Origin of the sequence: Nostoc sp. XA010 (assembly GCF_020829625.1) — a bacterium.
Classification (GTDB): Bacteria; Cyanobacteriota; Cyanobacteriia; order Cyanobacteriales; family Nostocaceae; genus Nostoc.
Window position 1 is genome coordinate 36,409 of sequence record NZ_JAIVFX010000035.1, and the last position, 20,899, is coordinate 57,307.

Sequence of the window (20,899 nt, forward strand, 5' to 3'; positions counted from 1 at the left end):
AATCTACAACAAACTTTTGCTTTTTGAAACTCGTGTTTACCTCTAACTCAGCAGAAACCAGTTAATAAAAGCGTCAAAGGAGGAAGGATGAACATTATCGCCGTCGGTCTTAGTCACAAGACTGCTCCGGTTGAAATTCGTGAAAAACTGAGTATTCCAGAAGATAAAATTGAACAGGCGATCGCTTGTCTATGCAACTATCCCCATATCCAAGAAGCTGCTATTCTTAGCACTTGCAACCGATTGGAAATTTATCTGGCTGTCCTATCAGCAGAGCAAGCGATCTTAGAAGTGACTCAGTTTCTTTCAGAACATAGTAAATTATCTAGCCAAGATTTGAATTATCATTTATTTATCTTGCTTCAGCAGGATGCTGTGATGCACCTGATGCAAGTCGCTTCTGGCTTAGATAGTTTGGTCATCGGAGAAGGACAAATTCTCGCTCAAGTCAAACATGCCTACAAACTAGGTCAACAGCACAATGGCATTAAACAGATTCTCAATCAACTCTTTAAACAATCGCTAACAGTTGCGAAAAAAGTCAGAACAGAAACTTCGATTGGTGCCGGAGCAATCTCAATCAGTGCGGCAGCAGTAGAACTTGCTCAAGTCAAAGTGAAAGATTTGTCAGCCTATCGAGTGGCGATCGTGGGTGCTGGCAAGATGTCTCGATTACTTGTGCAACATCTATTATCTAAGGGAGCAAACCGCATTTCAATCATCAACCGCTCTATCGAACGGGCACAGGAATTAGCCAATCAGTTCAGCGAGGCTCAACTGCAATGCTATCTCTTGGGCGAAATGATGACGGTTATTGCTGCCTCTGATCTGGTGTTTACTAGCACTGCTTCTACAGAACCGCTACTAGATAGAGCCAAACTGGAGATGATATTGGCAGCTAATCAACCATTGATGTTATTTGACATCTCCGTTCCACGCAATGTTCATGCTGATGTAAATGAGTTGGCTCACGTTCAAGTGTTTAATGTCGATGATCTCAAAGCTGTTGTAATGCAGAACCATCAAAGTCGACGGCAGGCAGCAACGGAAGGCCAAAGATTGATTACAAAAGAGGTAGAAGCATTTCGTGCTTGGTTGCGATCGCTAGAAGCCATTTCTACGATTAGCTGCTTACGAGAAAAAGTAGAAAGCATTCGTGAGAAAGAGTTAGAAAAAGCAATGTCACGCCTTGGTTCTGAGTTTGCTAAAAAGCATCAAGAAGTGATCGAAGCACTCACCAAAGGCATTGTTAACAAAATCCTGCATGAGCCGATGGTGCACCTTCGCACACAACAGGATCTAGAAGCCCAACGCCTTGCGGTTCGGACTCTGCAAATGTTGTTTAACCTAGATACCGAATTTCAAAATCGCTCTATTAGGAAAACAACCACGATCACTACTACTACTAAAATAATCACCACGATTTGATTGAATCGCTGGTTAAAAAGTCGGTTGGATCGGCGTGAATTGAGAAACTACATCTCGAACAAAAATTATCACGTCACCTTACTAACTCTGATTATTTAGAAATCATTCAAAAGTAAAAACAAAGAATTCCCCATATCTAAATTGCAGGAACTAAGGATGTTAAAAAATTTCTGGTACGCTTGCGAATTCAGCAAAGCCGTCACCAACCAACCCAAGCAAATCGTGATGCTAAAGCAGAAATTTGTCCTCTATCGCAACTCTCAAGGACAAGTGATAGCCCTCAAAGATCAGTGTCCCCATCGCGGCGCTGCCCTCTCTATGGGCTGGATTGACAACGACTGCATTCGCTGTCCTTATCATGGATGGCAATTCCAAGCAGATGGGCGATGTGTTGATATACCTTCTAATGCACCTGAAACTCCTATTCCTCCAAAAGCTCGTGTCGAGACTTACCCAGTGCAAGAAAAATATGGGTTTGTTTGGATGTTTTATGGGGATTTACCAGAGGCAGAACGTCCGCCAATTCCACCTTTGCCAGAATATGATGACCCAAATTTTCATCCCATCTTTGTGGAAGTAAAATTTAATGCTCACTATACGCGCGTCATCGAAAATGCTCTTTGCCCGTCTCACATAGCAACCGTCCACGCAAATTCATTTGGTGCAGGTTTCGCTCAAGATCCAACGATTAAACCCTATGAGGTTCAAGAAGAAAACTGGAGCTTCAACGCTAAATTGAAATATTCTAATTTCACCAAGCCCAAAGGAATCTTTCGATTCTTTTTCCGTCCATCGCGCACTGAGATAAATGCAAAGACTACCTTTTACCTGCCGAATATTACAATCCTTGAGAGTGACTTTGTTCGCGGCAAGATGTTGAATTTCGCTATCCATCTTCCTATTGATGAGAACACCACTATTACGAAGCGAATTCAATTCCGCAATGTTTTCAAACAACGCTGGGCAGATAGGTTATTTGTAAAGTTTCACTACAAGGTTTGTGATGAAGACAGGGCAGTTAGTGAGTCGCAATATCCCAGAGTTATTCCCGACAGTCTCTCAGAAGAAGTGCATACTGTTTCTGATGCCTTGCCTCTTGCTTACCGTAAACTTCGTCAAAAATATCTGAAGATGGGCTGGGGTTTGGAGCCGTCTGAGAGCAAATTGGACAACTCGAACGGAAATCTAATGCAACCTTCTTCTCCTTCACTGGTGAACTAGTATTTCAAAATTAGATTTTGAAAGGGTTTCAAGGTTTACCTCCAATAGAGACTAAAGCCGGCAAACCCTTATATTGCAAACTATCAATTTTGTAACCCTAGAGTTTTATCTCAATAAAAGCAGGAGCTAAGAGTAATGAAGAACTTGAAAAACTTTTGGTACGTTTGTGAACTCAGCACAAACATCACTAAGCAACCCAAACAAATCGTGATATTTCAGCAGAGATTTGTCCTCTATCGCAATTCTCAAGGACAAGTTGTAGCCCTAAAAGATCAGTGTCCTCATCGTGGCGCTGCCCTCTCTATGGGCTGGATTGACAACGACTGCATTCGTTGTCCTTATCATGGATGGCAATTCCAAGCAGATGGGAGATGTGTTAATATACCTTCTAACGCACCTGAAACGCCTATTCCTCCAAAAGCTCGCGTCGAAACTTATCCAATTCAGGAAAAATACGGGTTTGTTTGGATGTTTTTAGGAGAGTTACCAGAAGCAGAACGTCCGCCTTTGCCCTCAAATCTTCCGGAATATCTATTTACAAGTATGCGTTCTGCTACCCATGTGGATCTTGATCATGCTAACTATGTCCGTCTCATGGAAACGAATCTTGACTTTGCTCATGTCATTGCTGTCCATCGGAAAAGTTTTGGTCAAAGAATTCCACTGAATTCAACTGTTAGATATCAAGTTGAGGAGGATGACTGGAGCGCTGTTGCTAAATTCACCTATGGTTCTTTAAATAACTCCAAAAAAGTCTTGAACTTTTTACTGGGTGGACGTCCGCAATCGACGCTAAGATTGAGCTTTTACCTACCTAACCTTACCCTAGCTGAAATTAGTGTAGGTGGAGATACTAGATTTCCGATCAAGTTTGCAATTCTAGCAGGTTACTGTCCAATTGATGAAAACACAACTTCTGTCAAACGTATTTTCTTCCGTAACACTCTACCCCTACCCTGGTTAGATAAGTTGTTCATTAAGCTTGACTATATACTGGCTCACGAAGATACGGTAGTCGCTGAAACTTTAATTCCTCAGTCGCTTCCTGAACCATCAGAAGAACTTCACGTTGCTGCTGATGCTCTGAATATCACTTTGCGTAAACTTCAGCAAAAATATTTAGCAAAAGGCTGGAGTCTAGAGCCGTCTGGAAGCAAATCAGATTATTCAAACGGGCATTCAGCAAAACATTCTGCTGTGTTGGTGAATTAGATTGCACATCATAGGCAGTGTTATCAATTCAAACAGATAACAGAAGCCGCCAAATAAATTGCACCCAAAAAGTCATAGACAGTTCTGATTCCAGCTTACTTAATTGCTGATCCCTTCTAGTAAGTTTGTATTTACACAAGTCATTTTGTCTTCTGTCTGACAATCCATTTCTCTGTTTGATGATCTGCACGAATTCGTAAACAACTAAACAAGGAATTCTTTGATATATGCAAAACTATAGGTTATTGCAAGTAGCCCGAGGTGAAGTACTGGATCGTCCGCCTGTGTGGATCATGCGCCAAGCGGGTCGCTATATGAAGGTCTATCGGGATTTACGCCAAAAATATCCCTCTTTTCGAGAGCGTTCTGAAAACCCTGATTTGGCAGTGGAAATTTCGCTGCAACCTTTCTATGCCTTTAAGCCCGATGGGGTGATTATGTTCTCAGATATTCTCACGCCGCTACCTGGTATTGGCATACCGTTTGATATTATCGAAAGCAAGGGCCCAGTATTTGAAAACCCAATCCGTACACAGGTGCAAATTGATGCGCTCACACCCCTTGATCCCGAAACATGTTTGCCATTTGTGCGCGAGATTCTGACAACACTGCACAAAGAAGTGAATGGTCAAGCAACTATTTTGGGGTTTGTTGGCGCTCCTTGGACGCTAGCTGCTTATTGCATTGAAGGCAAAAGTTCAAAAGACTACGCCATCATTAAGGGTATGGCTTATTCACAGCCAACCATGCTGCATCAATTTCTCGCAAAACTTGCAGATGCGATCGCCATTTATGCGCGTTATCAAATTGATTCTGGGGCACAGGTAGTGCAACTGTTTGATTCTTGGGCAGGACAACTCAGCCCTCACGATTTTAAGACGTTCTCTCTACCTTATCTGCAACGGGTCGTGCAACAAGTCAAAGCAACCCACCCAGACACACCCCTGATTCTGTATATCAACAACAGCGCTGGAATCCTGGACTTCATGGCACACTCTGGCGTAGATATCGTTAGCGTAGACTGGACTGTTGATATGGCAGTGGCACGGCAACGGCTCGGTGCAGATATTGGAGTTCAAGGAAATATTGATCCGTGTGCCTTATTTGGTTCTCAAGAGTTTATCCGCAACTGCATTATCGACACAATAAACAAAGCAGGGAACCAAAAACACATTATGAACCTCGGTCACGGTATTTTACAGAACACTCCAGAAGAGAATGTTGCTTTCTTTTTTGAAACTGTTAAACAATCCAACTATTTGTGCAATAATTCTAACTAACGCTATATGACTACACTCCATTCCACTTCATCTACGATTTACAGTTCTACTCGCACAATTCGCATTGGTTCTCGTAAAAGCCAACTAGCTCTGATTCAAACTTACTGGGTGCAAGAACAACTCCAGAAACGCTTTCCTAATATTTCTTTTGAAGTTCAAACTATGTCCACCCAAGGTGACAAAATCTTAGATGTTGCCTTAGCCAAAATTGGGGACAAGGGACTTTTCACTAAAGAACTTGAATTGGCAATTTTAAACGAAGAGATTGACTTTGCTGTTCACTCCCTTAAGGATCTGCCGACTCGTTTGCCAGAGGGGTTAATGTTAGCAGCTGTAACAGAACGGGAAAACCCAGCAGATGCTTTAGTTGTGCATGAAAAATACAAAGATAAGCAAATTGATACGCTACCAGAAGGTACAGTGATTGGTACATCTTCCCTACGACGGCTAGCACAGTTGCGCCACCAATTTCCCCACTTCACGTTTAAAGATGTGCGAGGAAACTTGAATACGCGGATAGCAAAGCTGGATGATGGGGAGTACGATGCATTGATTTTGGCAGTTGCCGGATTACAACGATTGGGGATGAGCGATGGCTGCGCCGGGTTGCACCTACGCATTCATCAAGTTTTGCCAACCGACGTTTCTCTCTATGCTGTCGGTCAAGGAGCCTTGGGCATTGAATGCCGTAGCGACGATCTAGAAGTGCTGTCGCTCCTTAAGGCAATTGAACACATCCCAACCCGCGATCGCGTTCTTGCCGAACGTGCCTTCTTACGGGAACTAGAAGGCGGTTGCCAAGTGCCAATTGGGGTTGATACCCAGTTGCAGGCAGATACACTAACGTTAACGGGGTTAGTCGCCAGTGTGGATGGTAAACAGGTAGTAAAAGATTCTGTGACTGGTTTTGTTAACGAGGCAGAACAGCTAGGGATTCAACTGGCTCACAGTTTACGGCAACAGGGAGCGCAGGAGATTTTGGAGGAAATTTTTAAGACAGTCCACCGAGGCTAATACCAATTCGCAATTCGCAATTCGCAATTCGCAATGACACTCCTACGTCGCTAACGCAATTAAAAAACTTAGATACAGCAATGCTTTCAAGGTTTACATCTATATCAGATTTTTCGTGAAATGGTATAAGAAACTTGCTGGTAGAGCATATTTACCAAGAACGTAGAATAACCTGCATTGTTTCGTTACATCAAACGCATTTGATGGATGACTAATAGTAAAGGCGGGTTTAGCAGATAAAACTTTAATGCAATTAAGGTTTGATGACAAAACTCGCCTCTACAAACCGTCCTTTTTATCTTTAATCACCACTATGTTTCCAATTCATCGCCCTCGTCGCTTGAGAAGTCATCCGCAACTTCGTCGGATGGTGCGTGAGACTGTTTTGACAACCAGTGATTTTATCTACCCCCTCTTTGCCATACCTGGTAAAGGAATTGCCAAAGAAGTGAAATCTATGCCTGGTGTTTACCAGTTGTCGGTAGACAAAATCGTGGAAGAAGCCAAAGAAGTTTACGACCTTGGCATCCCTGCAATTATCCTATTTGGCATTCCTCAAGATAAAGACTTAGAAGCAACGGGCGCATGGCATGATTGTGGTATTGTGCAAAAAGCTGCTAGTGCTGTGAAACAAGCAGTTCCAGAACTAATTATCATTGCTGATACCTGTTTATGTGAATACACTAGTCATGGACACTGCGGCTATCTGGAAATTGGTGACTTGACTGGGCGCGTCTTGAATGATCCAACACTAGAGTTGCTGAAGAAAACAGCGATTTCTCAAGCTCAAGCTGGTGTAGATATCATCGCTCCTTCAGGGATGATGGACGGGTTTGTGCAGGCAATTCGGATTGGGTTGGATGAAGCTGGCCACCTTGACACTCCGATTCTTTCATATACCGCAAAGTATGCTTCGTCTTACTATGGCCCTTTCCGAGATGCTGCTGAGTCAACACCACAATTTGGCGATCGCCGCACATACCAAATGGACCCTGGTAATACCCGTGAAGCCCTCAAAGAAGTTGAACTTGATGTTGCTGAAGGGGCTGATATGCTCATGGTGAAGCCAGCCTTAGCATACATGGACATTATCTGGCGCGTTAAGGAAGCAAGCCAATTACCTGTTGCTGCTTATAACGTTTCTGGCGAATATTCCATGATTAAAGCCGCAGCGCTCAACGGTTGGATAGACGAACAGCGAGTGGTCATGGAAACATTGACTGGCTTTAAACGGGCCGGTGCTGACTTAATTCTGACCTACCATGCCAAAGATGCTGCTCGTTGGTTAGCTAAACTTGGCAATTGAACAAGAGGCAGGGGAGCAGGGAGCAGGGAGCAAGGGGGATATATTCAGCTAGGGATTACGAGAACCACTGGTGGAGAAGTGGGGGACTCAGACCCATGTTCCCCCCTTCATTACACGGCAGGAGTCAGGAGTCATTTCCCCCTGCTCCCTGCCCCCTTCCCCCTGCCTCTTTGTTGAACTTTCTAGCTCTGAAATTTTTGTGGAGTAAGAATCCTGCTTGTCCTACAAACTGAGCCGGCAAAATGCTCACCTCACAGGAATAGATATTCACCTTTCAGGAGATTAAGTTGAGATGATAATGACTGCTTCGACTTCTCAAGCAACCCAATCCAAATCTTTACCTCCAGCTGATGCAAAGGCTAGAGTCAGCCAATTTATGCAGCAGTTGCAAGATAACATTTGTCAGGACTTGCAACAACTCGATGGCGTAGCTACATTTCAGGAAGATAGATGGGAACGGGCTGAAGGGGGTGGTGGGCGATCGCGCGTTCTCCGTGACGGTGCGGTCTTTGAACAAGGTGGAGTCAACTTCTCTGAAGTTTGGGGTTCCCATCTTCCATCCTCAATTTTGGCACAACGTCCGGAGGCAGCTGGACATAAATTTTATGCCACAGGCATTTCTATAGTGTTGCATCCTCGCAATCCTTATATACCAACGGTTCATCTCAATTACCGCTACTTTGAAGCAGGGCCAGTTTGGTGGTTTGGTGGTGGTATAGATTTAACACCTTACTATCCTTTTGCTGAGGATGTGGCTCATTTCCATTCCACGCTCAAACAAGCGTGTGACGCTCACCATCCTGAGTATTATCCAGTATTTAAGCCCTGGTGCGACGAGTATTTTTATCTGAAACACCGTCAGGAAATGCGGGGGGTGGGCGGTATCTTCTTTGACTACCAAGATGGTCAAGGTCATCTGTATCGAGGCCCCAATATAGAAAATCCAGCTGCTGTTTATAGTAACCAAATTGGAACTATAGAACCACGTACCTGGGCAGAATTATTTGCTTTCGTGCATAGCTGTGGAGAGGCTTTTTTACCAGCATACGTGCCGATTGTAGAGCAGCGACGCTTTATGGAATATGGCGATCGCCAGCGTGACTTCCAGTTATATCGCAGAGGTCGCTACGTGGAATTCAACCTAGTTTATGACCGTGGAACAATCTTCGGTCTTCAAACAAATGGGCGCACAGAGTCAATTCTGATGTCGCTACCACCTGTAGTCCGTTGGGAATACGGCTATAAACCAGAACCTAATACACCAGAAGCCGAGTTGTATGAAACTTTTTTAAAGCCTCAAGATTGGGCTAGCTGGACATCTCAGGTCATATAAAAGAGCTATTAATTACTCCACACAGAACTCAAGATGAACTTCCAACTATTATCAAAGCGTTCGCATCAATGGACGTTTGCCCTGATTGTTGCTGCCACTGCCATCTCAGGCACAATTGTTTTCTATAGCATTTCCCAATTAAGACAGAATGCCCAGCCAACGGTCGTTGTAAAATCTGCTCCAATCGTTCGCAAAATCACTGCTTTAGGACGCATAGAACCAGCAACGGAAGTTATCAAAGTCTCTGTACCTGCTACTCTGAGCAATGAGCGCGTGGCTAAACTGCTAGTGGAACGGGGCGATCGCGTTAAAGCAGGCCAGGTCATTGCAATCATGGATGCACAAGCTCGTTTGCAAAATGCCTTATTTGAAACGCAAGCACAGGTCAAGGTATCGCTCTCAGAACTAGCAAAGGTGAAAGCTGGCGCTAAATCTGGGGAAATTGCCGCCCAAAAAGCTGAAATTGTTCGCCTTCAAAAGCAGTTAAAAGGTGAAATTGCTAGTCAACAAGCCACGATTGCTCGTTGGCAAGCTGAGGTGCGAACTGCCAACTCTAACTACAATCGCTATTTCTCACTTTACAAAGAAGGAGCGATCGCTTCTTCAGAGCGAGATCAAAAGCTGCTTGTTTTAGAAACAACACAAGCACAGCTTAACGAAGCTAAAGCTAAACAAAACCAAACCGCAGATACAATACAGCAGCAAATCAGACAAGCCAGAGCTACTTTAGAGAAGATTACTGAGGTGCGTCCGGTTGATATACAGGCAGCTCAAGCTGAGGTAGATAAGGCAATCTCAGCAGTCAAAAAGGCTAATGGTGACTTAGCTGAAGCATACATCCGCGCACCGATGGCAGGTCGCATTCTCGATATTTACGCTAAACCTGGAGAAGTCGTTGGCACAGATGGCATTGCTGAACTGGGACAAACTAACCAGATGCAAGTCGTGGCGGAGGTTTATCAGACTGATATTGAGAAAATTCAGCAAGGTCAACCAGCGATGATCACAAGCGAATCATTTTCTGGTAATCTTCGTGGAACCGTTCGTTTAATTGGGTTACAAGTCATCCCTCAAGAAGTGACTAGTGGCGAACCCGGAGAAAATCTTGATCGCAAGGTAATTCAAGTGAGAATTCAACTCAATCCAGACGATAGCCGACGGGTTGCGAATTTAACCAACTTGCAGGTACAAGTCGCTATTCAACCCAAGGCGTTATCAAGCAATAGTCAGTAAACACTCTAATATCAAAATTTTATGTTTCGTAAATTATTCCGTAAAACACCGCTAGCTTGGCTGCAAATGAGTCGCCAAAAAACCCGTTTGCTGGCTGCGATCGCGGGAATTACCTTTGCCGATTTTTTGATGTTTTTTCAACTTGGCGTCAGGGATGCATTGTTTGATTCACAGGTTAGTCCATACGCCACACTTCAAGGAGACTTGTTTTTAGTCAATAAGTTATCTGATAACCTTGCATCAGTCAAAAGTTTCTCAAGAGACAAGCTCTATCAAACATTAGGTGTTGATGGTGTAGCATCCGTTAGCCCGTTGTATATTGGTCAAGCAACATGGCGAAATCCTGACAGCCAAGCTAGTCGTCAAGTCTTTGTTTACGGGATTGATCCAAATCGGTCAGCCTTTAGTTCTCCAGATGTGAATCAAAACTTGGATAAACTGAAGTTATTAAATCGAGCGCTGTTCGATAAAGGAGGGCTTCCTCAACTCGGAAATGTATCTGCTTTATTAAAGAAGAAGAACCCAATTTCCGTTCAGGTCAATAACTTTGAAATTAAGGTTGTGGGATTATTTGTACTCGGTTCTTCCTTTTCTGCTGAGGGCAATATCATCACGAGTGACTCTACTTTTTTAAGACTCTTTACTCGTCGGAAAGCGGATGAAATTGATGTAGGTATCATTAAACTGCAACCTAATACATCAATTGAGCAAGTGCAGGCAAATTTGCGAACAATTTTGCCCAATGATTTGCTGGTGCTAACTCTTAATGAATTTACCGCCCGTGAACGCACATACTGGGAAACAGGTTCTCCTATCGGCTATATCTTTGGACTTGGCGTAGCAGTCGGTTTTTTAGTCGGAGCGGTCATCGTCTACCAAATTTTATACACAGATGTTTCTGATCATTTGCCAGAATACGCAACATTGAAGGCAATGGGCTACAGTGATGGGTATTTAATTGGGATTATCATTCAAGAGGCGCTTTTATTAGCGATTCTGGGCTTTATACCAGGTTTTCTGCTTGCAAATGGACTTTATACTCTTTTTAGGTCTGCAACGCTTCTGCCGATCGCCATGAAGCTGAACCGTGCGATCGCCCTGCTGGTGTTGACTATGATCATGTGTGCTGGAGCCGGAGCGATCGCTATGCGAAAGCTACGAGCCGCTGATCCTGCTGATATCTTCTAAATTTTTAATTTTTTAGGACTTCACCCTTTTGAAAGATGTGATGAAATCTTGGGTTCAAGTTTGTCAAAGCCTTACATTCTCAACTCATAACTTTCTACTCATACTAATTGTCTATAACAAAACTGAAACTCGTAATTATTGAATATTCATGCTAAAAGAATCTATTCAAGAAACTCAAAACTCAAAATCTAAAACTCAAAATTCTTATCAAAAACCTGTTATTTCTGTTCGACAGCTTAACTACTACTTTGGTTTAGCAGAGCTTCGCAAGCAAACTTTGTTTGATATTAATCTCGATATTTATCCAGGTGAGATTGTGATTATGACCGGGCCATCCGGTTCTGGTAAAACCACACTACTAACGCTGATAGGAGGTTTACGTTCAATGCAAGAAGGTAGCCTCAAGATATTAGGGCAGGAGATGTCGTGTGCAAATAAGCGGCAAATCATGCAAGTGCGGAAGCAAATTGGCTACATTTTTCAAGCACATAACTTGCTGACCTTCTTAACAGCAAAACAGAATGTACGAATGTCTTTAGAACTGCATAACAAGTATCTAGGGCAAGATATGGATAAGTTGGCAAGTAACATTCTTAACACAGTTGGTTTAGGCGATCGCGTCGATTATTATACAGACAATCTTTCTGGAGGACAAAAGCAACGAGTGGCGATCGCTCGTGCTTTAGCTAGTCATCCCCAAATTGTTCTTGCAGACGAACCGACGGCTGCCCTTGATAAGAAATCAGGACGCGATGTTGTAGAACTTATGCAGCGTTTAGCTAAAGAGCAGGGATGCACAATCTTATTAGTTACTCATGACAACCGAATCCTTGATATTGCCGATCGCATAGTTCACATGGAAGATGGACGATTGTTAAAGGAGTCCAAAGAACAGAAAATATAAAATTTCATGCTCAAATCAAAGGATGAACCATAAAAAGCTTCTTGGAGCGCACCGTTTCTTGTGTTTTCTCAGAATCAGGACAAGCTTGGGGGGCTACAAAAAGGGCTAGGATGCAGATAAAATAAGCCTCATAGCTCTCTCCCCTTGTTGATAATACTTTCGCTTATTAGGAGCTAGTGTCATTAACTCAGCCACCAATTCATAAGAATTTTCCATAAAATCCACCCAGTTAGATCCATATAATCCAATATAAAAACTGCTATGGCGGCGAACTGTCCGCCCAGATTCTTTGATTCGTCCAACATATTTTTGAACACCCATGCGTTTAATTTTTTGGCCAGATATAGTTGCAGATGTATAGGCAAGTGAGATTAATAATATTAAGGAAATTAACCGTTGCCCTGTTCGTTGGCTGTAACGACTCAAGTTGGGTATTGTTTACCTTGCCACAGGCAATTAGAATCGTGGCAAACAGCGTTGTCAATGCTTTAGAAAGCGGTTTGTGGAAAATCCCCATTTTGGTCAGTACGCTTTGTACAATTTCCATATGGCTATCGAGTCGGTGCAAGTTTTTTCTAATCAGCACCTTAATGGTTCGATAGCTTTCTTGTCTATTCCATCAACTAAAAATTGTCCGGAGTATTGATCTATGCAACAGTGCTGGAAGGTGCAATTCGTAGCAAAATCAATGAGAATCCAGAGCAGGTGTATCACCAGGGCGAACGCACGGCATTTCTGAAACCCCTGCTGGATAAGGATCTTGACGAAAAAATAGGCTAAATTTAAAAACGTTGAAACCCTTGCTATTAAAGGATTCTTATACTTTAGATGCGTTTGCCCTGGGTGTATCACGCTGGTGAGAACTTTTTTGAACTACCTGGCGATCATCATCTCAAGAGCGCAAATGCCAGTGATACTCAACCCCTGCGCTTGCTAGCCGTCTTTATCGTCGATACTAATGAAGAAAACCTGACCACACTGGACAACGAGTAAGACGCACGGATTGCACCGATATCACTCAACTTTATCTGCGTGAGCAGGACAATCCAGAACTACTTCATCACGCAGATCACCTAAAGCATATCAAGTCTAACAACTGCCGGCTCACTTCTTGTTACTTTCCTGCAATTCGAATGATTAAGTCGCGTTTTAACTCAATTAACTTGAGTGGTGTAAATTGAGCGATCGCAGAACAATGAAGTTAATCGAGGTGGGCATTGAGCTTCACTAACCAAAAGGAGAACAAGATGAGCAGCAATCACATAAACAGTCCAAACATGAAACTCGAAGTTGTGTTATTCAACGTTTCCGACGTTGATCGCGCGAAGGCATTCTACGAGAATCTCGGCTGGCGCTTCGACATTGATGTGGTGGAGGGCGACTTCCGTGGCGTGCAGATGACACCGCCCAACTCGCAAGCTTCGATCATCTTCGGCAAGGGAGTCACTCCGAACAATCCTGTCCCGGCGCACAACCTGGTTCTCGCCGTGGATGACCTCGATGCCGCCCGTAAAGACTTGAGCGATCGCGGTGTCAACGTGAGCGAGGTTTTCCACTACGCTGGCGGCCCCTTTAACAATGCTGTGGAGAACCCACGCATCCTTGGGCGTGACCCGCAAGGTCGTTCCTATTTCTCATTTGCCTCGTTCGAGGACTCGGAGGGGAACGTCTGGCTACTCCAGGAAATCACAACGCGGCTTCCCGGTCGCCTGTGGGACTCTACGCCAGCACAAAATCTAGATGTTGCCACCCTCGCAAACCTTCTTTGCGAGACGGCAGAACACCACGACCACCAGGGCGAACGCACGGTATTTCTGAAACCCTTACTGGGTAAGGATATTGACGAAAAAATAGGCTAAATTTAAAAACGCCGAAACCCTTGCTATTAAAGGATTCTTATACTTTAGATGCGTTTGCCCTGCCACGACCACTACGAGAAGACTCACGCCGAGCATCACTGGTGGGACTGGTACGCACCTTATCTGAATGCGCGTCAGAATGGCAGCAATCCAGAAGAGGCCGCCACCGCCGCTAACGCTTACATGGATAAGGTTTTGCAGGTTCTTTCCAGATGATGCGGTCAGAGTTGCCACACTCGCTGAGTACGTGGCGACTAGGTAGCGGCAGCTGACAAAGCCAACGATTTTTGCTTAGGGACGCAGACGGACCTGGCTCCCGCCCTGAGTCCGCGTCCTCACTTCCAAACCTGCCCATGTGTTAGCAGCGTTCTTCACCCTGTATCAGATTAGGAAACCGCCTATTAGCAGAGATTACTTTATCACCTGACATAAACAGTAAATTATAACACAATGAAAAACACTAAAAATATCCCTACCAGTAAGATAGTTAAAGCCGCCGCCGTGCAGATCAGCCCCGTGCTGTACAGTCGGCAGGGTACCGTCGAGAAGGTTGTGAAGAAGATTCGTCAGCTGGGTAAACAAGGAGTCCAGTTCGCCACTTTCCCCGAAACCATCATTCCCTATTACCCCTATTTCTCCTACGTGCAACCCCCGTTCGCAATGGCAAAGGAACATCTGCGGTTGCTGGAAGAGTCGGTCACAGTGCCGTCTGCTGAAACCCAGGCGATCGCCGAAGCCGCGAAGGAGGCGAACATGGTCGTCTCAATCGGCATCAATGAGCGCGACGGCAGCTCAATTTACAATACGCAACTTCTGTTCGATGCGGACGGGACGCTGCTCCAGCGCCGCCGCAAGATCAAACCTACCTATCATGAGCCGATGATCTGGGACCAGGGTGACGGCTCGGGACTACGTGCCATCGATAGCGCCGTTGGGCGCATCGGATGGACGTTGACCAATGAGCGCCCAAGTTCGACGGACAACTGGTTTGAGTCCTAAACGTGCCTCGTCCTGTGCCCAGACTTCTACACGCTTATGAGGGCATAACCAACGCATTAATCGGACGAAGGACTGGAGTTGGGCTTTAAAAAATGCCCTTTGCTCACTTGGTGGCGCTACGCTCGTGTAAAGGTCTCGGCGCTTGTAAACTAAAACCTAAGTGTTTGAGATACTTCCATGCTGTTGCCCGATGTATACTGATGCCAAACTGTTGTTTAATCAATTCTCCAACTTTTGGTCCACTCCACAAACCACCATCTTCTGGAGGTAACTTTAATTTTTCAAAAAGTTCCTCAAGTTGTCCTGTTGTTAAGGCTTTGTGTTTGCCTCCGGGGCTTTTTTGATGTCCGTCTACAATCCCCTCTGGTCCAGTAGTGTTGTAACGACGAGCAATTTTCCGCACCCAATCAGCGCTTAAGCCTGTAATTGACGCTACTTGCTCAACTTTCATCGGATTACCAGGTCAGGGCAAACGCATCTAAAGTATAAGAATCCTTTAATAGCAAGGGTTTCAACGTTTTTAAATTTAGCCTATTTTTTCGCCAAGATCCTTATCCAGCAGGGGTTTCAGAAATGCCGTGCGTTCGCCCTGATTACCAGGTCGGCTCAATAAGCGAATCGCCAACCATCAAGTCCGTTCTTTGACATCTCGACAACGACGATAGCGTTGGTTTAACTCTGCATAATCCAGGTGAGGAATGATATCGATCCGAGTCCGAGGCATCACTGCACACTGATTTTACTTCCTCTAAATAATACTATCTATCGCAACTTGGTATGAGCATGGGATAGCTAAAAAATCAAATGCCCAAGATCGAGGCGAAAGTACTTTTCTTCTGAGTAAGTGCCTGACATTAGAACTCTTGCAAGCAAACTCATCGATGAACAGAAGAAATTAGTTTTAACTCTCCAAAAGCATTTTGAGCTATTTATCTATTCGTGAGAATTTTGCTTGTAACACAGTTTCTATAGCTGTTTGTTTTTGAGGATCTACTCCTTGGGCATATTCTAGAGAAAATGGAATATTAATGTCTGGTATTACACCTTTACCTTCCAGCCTTTGATTGCCGTTAACAAATACATTCGTAACTGCAACATAAAGCAAGCTCCCATCTCGCATCAAATAAGGACGACCTGCAAGTACAGCTCCTGCCGTTTGAGTTCCAATCACTAGGCCAATCTTACTTTGTTGAAACCCAAATGCCAGAATTTCTTTACTACTACGACTGCCTGAGTTCACTAACATCACTACAGGTTTTTTCCATTGATAGTTATAAGTATAACGGCGTTGGTTTCGTGTAATGTTAGTGATGCTGAGATTATGTTTGGCAGTAAAGATATTGAGATAACTAACATCTCCTCCACCCCATCCATCTCTTAAATCTAAAACTAAACCGTTTGCATTTTTTAAGCGACCATAAATTAGTTCATCTTGAAGTTGTTGCTGGTAGGGGTCTGCTGCATTTGACCATATATGAATATAACCAACTTTCTTACCATCTTGCTCAATTAGCTTAATACTGGCTGTCTGAGCTTGCAAGAACATGGTGCTAGGATCAAAAACTTTTGGCACGACAGCAATTTCTTGCTGGCTGCTCGGTTCGGGCGATCGCTGTATCAACATTTTGACGGTTTGGCCTGCTTTTCCAGCAAAAGAGTGTATTGGATGATATGAATAACCATCAACACTTAAAATTTGATCCCCTACCTTTAAGCCAGCTTTCGCAGCAGGGCTTTCATCAAGAATAGAGCTAATAAATGTTTTGCCATTGATATCTTTGGTGAACAAGCCAATATCAGTATATTCAACTTTACCTTTAGGGAAAAACTTTTTTAATTGCTTATTTAAGTCAGAATTTTGAGGGAAGAAAATCCCTAAAAGCTGATAGTAAGCAGGTTCATCTTGAGTATAAAACCGAGTATGAGAAGATTTGAGTTGAGAAAGCATTTGATTAAGCACAACAGCAACGTCTTTAGTTGAGTTAGCTTTTATTAGCTGAGGTTGATATTGTTTTTTAATGGATTTCCAATCTACTCCATTAAAGTTGGGATCGTAAAAATTATCATTTATTGTTTGCCAAACTTGCTCAAAAAGTTGAGTTTCTGATTTTGCAAATATTGGCACAAGTAGCGAACTAAACCACAGTATAAGCAAAATAAAAACACTTAAAAGAAATACTCTAGCTGAATGTTTTAAGAAAGTAAGCTGGAATGTTCTCATGTTATTGTGTCTCTTAAATCAGCAACTTTATCACAAGGGATGAAAATCCTTAGTTACTAGTTATGCTTGGACTATTTTTAATTTTTGTAAGCTTGCTTATTGAAGCATTACTCAAAAAAAATGCGTAATTTCAAGATTGTCAAGAAATAAAGTACTTTGCAGGTCAGTGAGGTACAAATACATGACTCACGCATCAGATAGAGTTTTTACTTTCTGCCTCCTCCTACCGACGCTCTCTACGTTCCCTGCGGGATGCTATGCAAACGCGCAGCGTGTCGCAGACAGACGCTAAAAGCGAAGGCGGAGTTGCTTTGCGCGTCGCTATCGTGCCTCAAAACCCGATGCATTTATTACTAACATTTATCAGACTTTGGATAGAAGCGCTAAAAGATGTATTTTAAACTCATTAATAGTATTTTCTACTGACCAACCTTGATGATATCTTGCTAGCAACTCTATCAGTGATTTTTTCATGTTTAATAAGCTATAGCAATCTAGAACGATTAGTGAGAAAATACTGAGGCTGCATTAATTATTGTTTCACTAAAACAGACTCAAGTAATATAGCAGTCTGAAACAGAGATGATAATCAAATTATACTACTACATTACTTGAGTTTTATCGGTTAACCAAATTCCCTCTCAATCGCTGGGGTGTTTCATCCCACCTCAAACAGGATTTATCAAGATGGTTAGCGAAAAAAATTGTAAATGGGGGTGACGAATAAATGAACTTTTAAGCACTTAAATAATAGTAAAATTGTTCATTTTATCGGCAGGCTGGTAACAAAATAATCAATTCTTAATCGCTAGAACTCTTACTTTTTCGGGATCTTTAGGGAATGAAACGGCCCTGACCTCAATGGTAGGGCTGCTAATCGATACATTCAATGGAAAAATTTGTTCTGTGCTTGTGAGGCTAAAATTGGCGAATATCTCATCACTGGAGTTAAATAAGCCACTATCTTCATTCAGGGTGCTATAGCTAACTGTCGATTGAAAAATATAAGTCCCTGCACTAGTGATGTTTTGAGTTGGAAACAAGAACAAGTCATTATCTCCTCCGTTGAAACCGCCATCATCTCCAACTAGTTTAGCTCTGAGTTGAAAACCAACCTCATTCTCAATAAGAAAAGTCTCAAATGAAGTAAGTCTGACATCGACCGTTACACTTACATTCCGCTCTGAATTAGTAAAAAGATCGATTGATAGTGTAGGATTACATAAGGTTGCCATACTTAGTTATCTCTTGAAGTACTTATCTTTATTTACACTGTTAAAAAGCAAATTTGGCACTATCATCATGTATATTATTAAGGCAGATATATTAGGAAATATACTTATAATAATATCCACCAACAGATAGTTAATACCAAGTATGTAAGCTGCTAATATGGGTTTAGCTCTCCCTGCTTTGAAGCCTTCATCACTTAAAATTTCTTCATTTATTAAAAACTGTTTCCGGTGAGCCATTGGACGAGTTGAATCACAACACCATTGGGATCTGTGACTTGAAAGAACCTTTCAACCCAAGGTTCAGTCTCGATCGCATTTGTAGAGGCGCATAGCTATGCTCAAGAACTCCTCTGCTGTAAGGGCAAAGAGATGTCTTAACCGAACCGTATTGGCCCCACCCACAGTCTATGATTGTTCCCTTAGTCGGGGATGGGAGCAATTATCTGGCAAATTGCAGCATCAAAGATGTTTTAAGTAAATCGGTAGAGCGATTGAGCTAAGTTTCGTCAGTTTGATGGATGTCTCAAAATGCTGAATTTGGTGAAATTGTTGGGAAAGAAAACGTTTAATTTAAAACTTGTAGAGTATTTATGATACAAATACCAATCGTTCGCCAAATTCTATTAGATCCCGATACTGGATTGCTACCCTATCTTAGTCAACAACTACAAACACAGAGCTTTTCAGGTTTCAAGGCCCAGTTTGGTTTTCATGTAGACGAGTATTGTACGCAAGTTACCTCTAATGAGGATTCTTCACAAATACAAACAAAACTTTTGTTCACTCTCAAACTATCCATTCTTATAGATAGCCAAACTCCCTCAGATGAAGCGACGTTACACGCTCTTGAGTTTCAAGAATTGCTAAATACACAAATTATTGGATGGAGCCAAGACAACCAAAACTTGCTTAAACCAATCTCAGAAATTAAAAGCACGTTCAGCCAGTTGTCAGATATTCCATTCCACGGTGGCTATCTTCCAGGTTTTGAAATTAAAAGTCAGTTTACTATAGTTTACAGTCCTGTTACTACAGAGTTAAGCCAATCAGAGGAGGCTCAATCTTTTTTGCATAGTCCAGGGGAACGTACTCCCATCAGTGGACAGTACGAAGTAATCAATTCTAGTGGAAAAGGCACAGGGCTAGAGGTAACATCAACTGCCGGAAATCCGTTTCCTCCAACGAGTGAATCTGACCAATCATATAGATTAGTTGATCCCACAAAGCATAAAAACCCTAATAAGTAGCAATTAGTGTTGCTTTGGCGATCGCATAGAAATATGGAACCTGGCTGTTGCAGAGCATGAGTATAGGCTAGATAGCAACTTGAGATAAGCTAATGTTGTCTTTAAGAATGTCTATCTCGACTTGAGAAAGTATTTTATCTTTCGCTTGTTGTAGCTCATGTAGGGCAGCGTTAGCATCGGTAGCACCAAATTTGAAGTACTCAGTTAAATTACCAATGCGATAATTGTAATTATGATAGCGGCGTTTAAAATATAGTTCTACATTACCCCTATGTGGGCAAGTTCCAAGTATTTGAATAGCAATAGTTTGATAAGGGATAAGTAAATCCGTTTCTATTTCTGTCAATCGCTGTTGGATGGGTCTGGCGGTAACTCCTATCTTATGCAAAGTGCCTTTAGGCGTTTGAATTTCTAAAAAATACAGAGTACAAGATAAAATGCGTTGAAGTTGAGCGCGATAAAGTGTTTTGTCGGTGAGCCGATATGATTTATCTGGCGCATTTTTGTATAATGCCTGTTTGGCTGCTAGCTCTAGTTTCAGTAGCTTTCTGAGCAACAGAGGTTCTTGCACTTCGTTGAATAAACTGAATTCTAGCGCCCCAACAGGAATTTTTCCTAAACTAGTAAATTCATAAGCTGGAGGGGTTAAATACACGTTTTTTTGGAACATAAAGGCTTTGAGAAGGCTTGGAGTAACTAAACCAGGGCTGATAGGATAATTGATTGAGCCGTACTCTTTCCACAGCAATTTTAACTGGGCTAAATCTTTACGCGATAGGTAGATATTAAAATTATCGTAGAGTGGTAAAATCGGGAAATCACGGTTAGCTACAGGCAGGCAGATCGCTGAAAAATGTGCAAAATGATGTTGCTTGACTTTACCTTTTTTAGCAGTTAGCCCACCGTAACAATAAGGGCATAAAAGCTCAGTCTTACCACTACCAACATCTTCAACACAGACTAATTGTCCATCTGGAGCTACACCAAATTTGAGCCACATTGTTACACTTACTCATTAACAGAAAAACCAATCGGGGCTGATAGTAGAAAGTTCAAGCAAGCTTTAAATAATTTGCATATCTGCAAAATTTGGCTCAAACTAGTGCTAGTGTACTATAGGATTTCTAATTTAGGATTTAATTTGCTTGAAAATGGTGTGAAAAGCGAGACTATTTGTGGTGGAGCTACCCTTGGGGCAAGAATCTGTCGCTAGAACCAG

Annotated in this window: 19 protein-coding genes and 2 pseudogenes; 16 read left to right on the forward strand and 5 right to left on the reverse strand. The window is 42.7% G+C overall.

Annotated features, from left to right (window positions below; translation table 11 throughout):
- The first annotated feature begins 87 nt into the window (after nucleotides 1–87).
- From LC608_RS29915 to LC608_RS29960, 10 genes are all read left to right on the forward strand, one after another.
- Nucleotides 88–1,428: a glutamyl-tRNA reductase gene (locus LC608_RS29915; RefSeq protein ID WP_229557041.1), complete on the forward strand. Its 1,341-nt coding sequence runs from the start codon at nucleotides 88–90 to the stop codon at nucleotides 1,426–1,428.
- A 156-nt stretch (nucleotides 1,429–1,584) separates the two neighbouring features.
- Entirely contained in the window at nucleotides 1,585–2,649 is a 1,065-nt protein-coding gene (locus LC608_RS29920; protein WP_229557042.1) for an aromatic ring-hydroxylating dioxygenase subunit alpha, read from the forward strand.
- 135 nt (nucleotides 2,650–2,784) lie between these two features.
- Entirely contained in the window at nucleotides 2,785–3,861 is a 1,077-nt protein-coding gene (locus tag LC608_RS29925; RefSeq protein WP_229557043.1) for an aromatic ring-hydroxylating dioxygenase subunit alpha, read from the forward strand.
- 227 nt (nucleotides 3,862–4,088) lie between these two features.
- Entirely contained in the window at nucleotides 4,089–5,141 is a 1,053-nt protein-coding gene (gene hemE, locus LC608_RS29930) for a uroporphyrinogen decarboxylase (RefSeq protein ID WP_229557044.1), read from the forward strand.
- 6 nt (nucleotides 5,142–5,147) lie between these two features.
- Nucleotides 5,148–6,155, forward strand: a complete 1,008-nt coding sequence (gene hemC / locus LC608_RS29935; protein WP_229557045.1) for a hydroxymethylbilane synthase — start codon at nucleotides 5,148–5,150, stop codon at nucleotides 6,153–6,155.
- A gap of 313 nt (nucleotides 6,156–6,468) precedes the next feature.
- Nucleotides 6,469–7,461, forward strand: a complete 993-nt coding sequence (hemB, locus tag LC608_RS29940; RefSeq protein ID WP_229557064.1) for a porphobilinogen synthase — start codon at nucleotides 6,469–6,471, stop codon at nucleotides 7,459–7,461.
- A gap of 298 nt (nucleotides 7,462–7,759) precedes the next feature.
- Nucleotides 7,760–8,794 carry an oxygen-dependent coproporphyrinogen oxidase gene (gene hemF / locus LC608_RS29945; RefSeq protein ID WP_374108471.1) on the forward strand — a complete coding sequence of 345 codons (1,035 nt, stop codon included), beginning with the start codon at nucleotides 7,760–7,762 and terminating at the stop codon, nucleotides 8,792–8,794.
- A 33-nt stretch (nucleotides 8,795–8,827) separates the two neighbouring features.
- A complete protein-coding gene (locus LC608_RS29950; protein WP_229557047.1) occupies nucleotides 8,828–10,027 on the forward strand; it encodes an ABC exporter membrane fusion protein in 1,200 nt (399 codons plus the stop codon).
- Nucleotides 10,028–10,048: 21 nt separating this feature from the next.
- Complete coding sequence (devC, locus tag LC608_RS29955; RefSeq protein ID WP_229557048.1) at nucleotides 10,049–11,215, forward strand: ABC transporter permease DevC; 1,167 nt, start codon at nucleotides 10,049–10,051, stop codon at nucleotides 11,213–11,215.
- A 148-nt stretch (nucleotides 11,216–11,363) separates the two neighbouring features.
- Nucleotides 11,364–12,119 (forward strand): DevA family ABC transporter ATP-binding protein, encoded by a 756-nt coding sequence (locus LC608_RS29960; RefSeq protein WP_229557049.1) that lies wholly within the window; start codon nucleotides 11,364–11,366, stop codon nucleotides 12,117–12,119.
- Between the two features lie 105 nt (nucleotides 12,120–12,224).
- Here the strand turns inward: LC608_RS29960 and LC608_RS29965 are convergent.
- Nucleotides 12,225–12,524: pseudogene (locus LC608_RS29965) on the reverse strand (IS4 family transposase); the annotation flags it as partial.
- 237 nt (nucleotides 12,525–12,761) lie between these two features.
- Between LC608_RS29965 and LC608_RS29970 the strand changes: the two are divergent.
- The 4 genes from LC608_RS29970 (at nucleotide 12,762) to LC608_RS29985 (ending at nucleotide 14,977) form a co-directional block, all read left to right on the forward strand.
- Complete coding sequence (locus tag LC608_RS29970; protein ID WP_229557050.1) at nucleotides 12,762–12,899, forward strand: hypothetical protein; 138 nt, start codon at nucleotides 12,762–12,764, stop codon at nucleotides 12,897–12,899.
- A 48-nt stretch (nucleotides 12,900–12,947) separates the two neighbouring features.
- Nucleotides 12,948–13,112 carry a hypothetical protein gene (locus LC608_RS29975; RefSeq protein WP_229557051.1) on the forward strand — a complete coding sequence of 55 codons (165 nt, stop codon included), beginning with the start codon at nucleotides 12,948–12,950 and terminating at the stop codon, nucleotides 13,110–13,112.
- Between the two features lie 284 nt (nucleotides 13,113–13,396).
- On the forward strand, nucleotides 13,397–13,978 hold the full coding sequence (locus LC608_RS29980; protein ID WP_229557052.1) for a VOC family protein: 582 nt from the start codon (nucleotides 13,397–13,399) through the stop codon (nucleotides 13,976–13,978).
- A 450-nt stretch (nucleotides 13,979–14,428) separates the two neighbouring features.
- Nucleotides 14,429–14,977: a nitrilase-related carbon-nitrogen hydrolase gene (locus LC608_RS29985; RefSeq protein WP_229557053.1), complete on the forward strand. Its 549-nt coding sequence runs from the start codon at nucleotides 14,429–14,431 to the stop codon at nucleotides 14,975–14,977.
- On the opposite strand, the pseudogene LC608_RS29990 reads toward LC608_RS29985, so the two are convergent.
- Together LC608_RS29990 and LC608_RS29995 are read right to left on the reverse strand one after the other, a co-directional pair.
- A pseudogene (locus LC608_RS29990) lies at nucleotides 14,921–15,428 on the reverse strand (IS630 family transposase); the annotation flags it as partial. The gene LC608_RS29985 and the pseudogene LC608_RS29990 overlap by 57 nt on opposite strands.
- Nucleotides 15,429–15,902: 474 nt before the next feature.
- Nucleotides 15,903–17,198, reverse strand: coding sequence for a S41 family peptidase (locus tag LC608_RS29995; RefSeq protein WP_229557054.1), 1,296 nt, complete (start codon nucleotides 17,196–17,198; stop codon nucleotides 15,903–15,905).
- A gap of 257 nt (nucleotides 17,199–17,455) precedes the next feature.
- Between LC608_RS29995 and LC608_RS30000 the strand changes: the two genes are divergently transcribed.
- Nucleotides 17,456–17,599, forward strand: coding sequence for a hypothetical protein (locus LC608_RS30000; protein ID WP_229557055.1), 144 nt, complete (start codon nucleotides 17,456–17,458; stop codon nucleotides 17,597–17,599).
- A 393-nt stretch (nucleotides 17,600–17,992) separates the two neighbouring features.
- On the opposite strand, the gene LC608_RS30005 is transcribed toward LC608_RS30000, so the two are convergent.
- Nucleotides 17,993–18,433: a hypothetical protein gene (locus tag LC608_RS30005; protein WP_229557056.1), complete on the reverse strand. Its 441-nt coding sequence runs from the start codon at nucleotides 18,431–18,433 to the stop codon at nucleotides 17,993–17,995.
- 590 nt (nucleotides 18,434–19,023) lie between these two features.
- Between LC608_RS30005 and LC608_RS30010 the strand changes: the two genes are divergently transcribed.
- A complete protein-coding gene (locus tag LC608_RS30010; protein ID WP_229557057.1) occupies nucleotides 19,024–19,680 on the forward strand; it encodes a hypothetical protein in 657 nt (218 codons plus the stop codon).
- Between the two features lie 67 nt (nucleotides 19,681–19,747).
- Here LC608_RS30010 and LC608_RS30015 read toward each other — a convergent pair whose 3' ends face one another.
- Complete coding sequence (locus LC608_RS30015) at nucleotides 19,748–20,680, reverse strand: GIY-YIG nuclease family protein (RefSeq protein WP_229557058.1); 933 nt, start codon at nucleotides 20,678–20,680, stop codon at nucleotides 19,748–19,750.
- Nucleotides 20,681–20,899: the final 219 nt, after the last annotated feature.

Bases quoted from the DNA above. Each gene is read 5' to 3' on its own strand.
- LC608_RS30015 (WP_229557058.1), bottom strand. From the start codon at position 20,680: ATGTGGCTCAAATTTGGTGTAGCTCCAGATGGACAATTAGTCTGTGTT.
- LC608_RS29925 (WP_229557043.1), top strand. From the start codon at position 2,785: ATGAAGAACTTGAAAAACTTTTGGTACGTTTGTGAACTCAGCACAAAC.
- hemC (WP_229557045.1), top strand. From the start codon at position 5,148: ATGACTACACTCCATTCCACTTCATCTACGATTTACAGTTCTACTCGC.
- LC608_RS30000 (WP_229557055.1), top strand. From the start codon at position 17,456: ATGCAAACGCGCAGCGTGTCGCAGACAGACGCTAAAAGCGAAGGCGGA.
- LC608_RS29995 (WP_229557054.1), bottom strand. From the start codon at position 17,198: ATGAGAACATTCCAGCTTACTTTCTTAAAACATTCAGCTAGAGTATTT.
- LC608_RS29980 (WP_229557052.1), top strand. From the start codon at position 13,397: ATGAAACTCGAAGTTGTGTTATTCAACGTTTCCGACGTTGATCGCGCG.
- LC608_RS29985 (WP_229557053.1), top strand. From the start codon at position 14,429: ATGAAAAACACTAAAAATATCCCTACCAGTAAGATAGTTAAAGCCGCC.
- hemB (WP_229557064.1), top strand. From the start codon at position 6,469: ATGTTTCCAATTCATCGCCCTCGTCGCTTGAGAAGTCATCCGCAACTT.
- hemE (WP_229557044.1), top strand. From the start codon at position 4,089: ATGCAAAACTATAGGTTATTGCAAGTAGCCCGAGGTGAAGTACTGGAT.
- LC608_RS29915 (WP_229557041.1), top strand. From the start codon at position 88: ATGAACATTATCGCCGTCGGTCTTAGTCACAAGACTGCTCCGGTTGAA.
- devC (WP_229557048.1), top strand. From the start codon at position 10,049: ATGTTTCGTAAATTATTCCGTAAAACACCGCTAGCTTGGCTGCAAATG.
- LC608_RS29920 (WP_229557042.1), top strand. From the start codon at position 1,585: ATGTTAAAAAATTTCTGGTACGCTTGCGAATTCAGCAAAGCCGTCACC.
- LC608_RS29960 (WP_229557049.1), top strand. From the start codon at position 11,364: ATGCTAAAAGAATCTATTCAAGAAACTCAAAACTCAAAATCTAAAACT.
- LC608_RS29975 (WP_229557051.1), top strand. From the start codon at position 12,948: ATGCGTTTGCCCTGGGTGTATCACGCTGGTGAGAACTTTTTTGAACTA.
- LC608_RS29950 (WP_229557047.1), top strand. From the start codon at position 8,828: ATGAACTTCCAACTATTATCAAAGCGTTCGCATCAATGGACGTTTGCC.
- LC608_RS30010 (WP_229557057.1), top strand. From the start codon at position 19,024: ATGATACAAATACCAATCGTTCGCCAAATTCTATTAGATCCCGATACT.
- LC608_RS30005 (WP_229557056.1), bottom strand. From the start codon at position 18,433: ATGGCAACCTTATGTAATCCTACACTATCAATCGATCTTTTTACTAAT.
- hemF (WP_374108471.1), top strand. From the start codon at position 7,760: ATGACTGCTTCGACTTCTCAAGCAACCCAATCCAAATCTTTACCTCCA.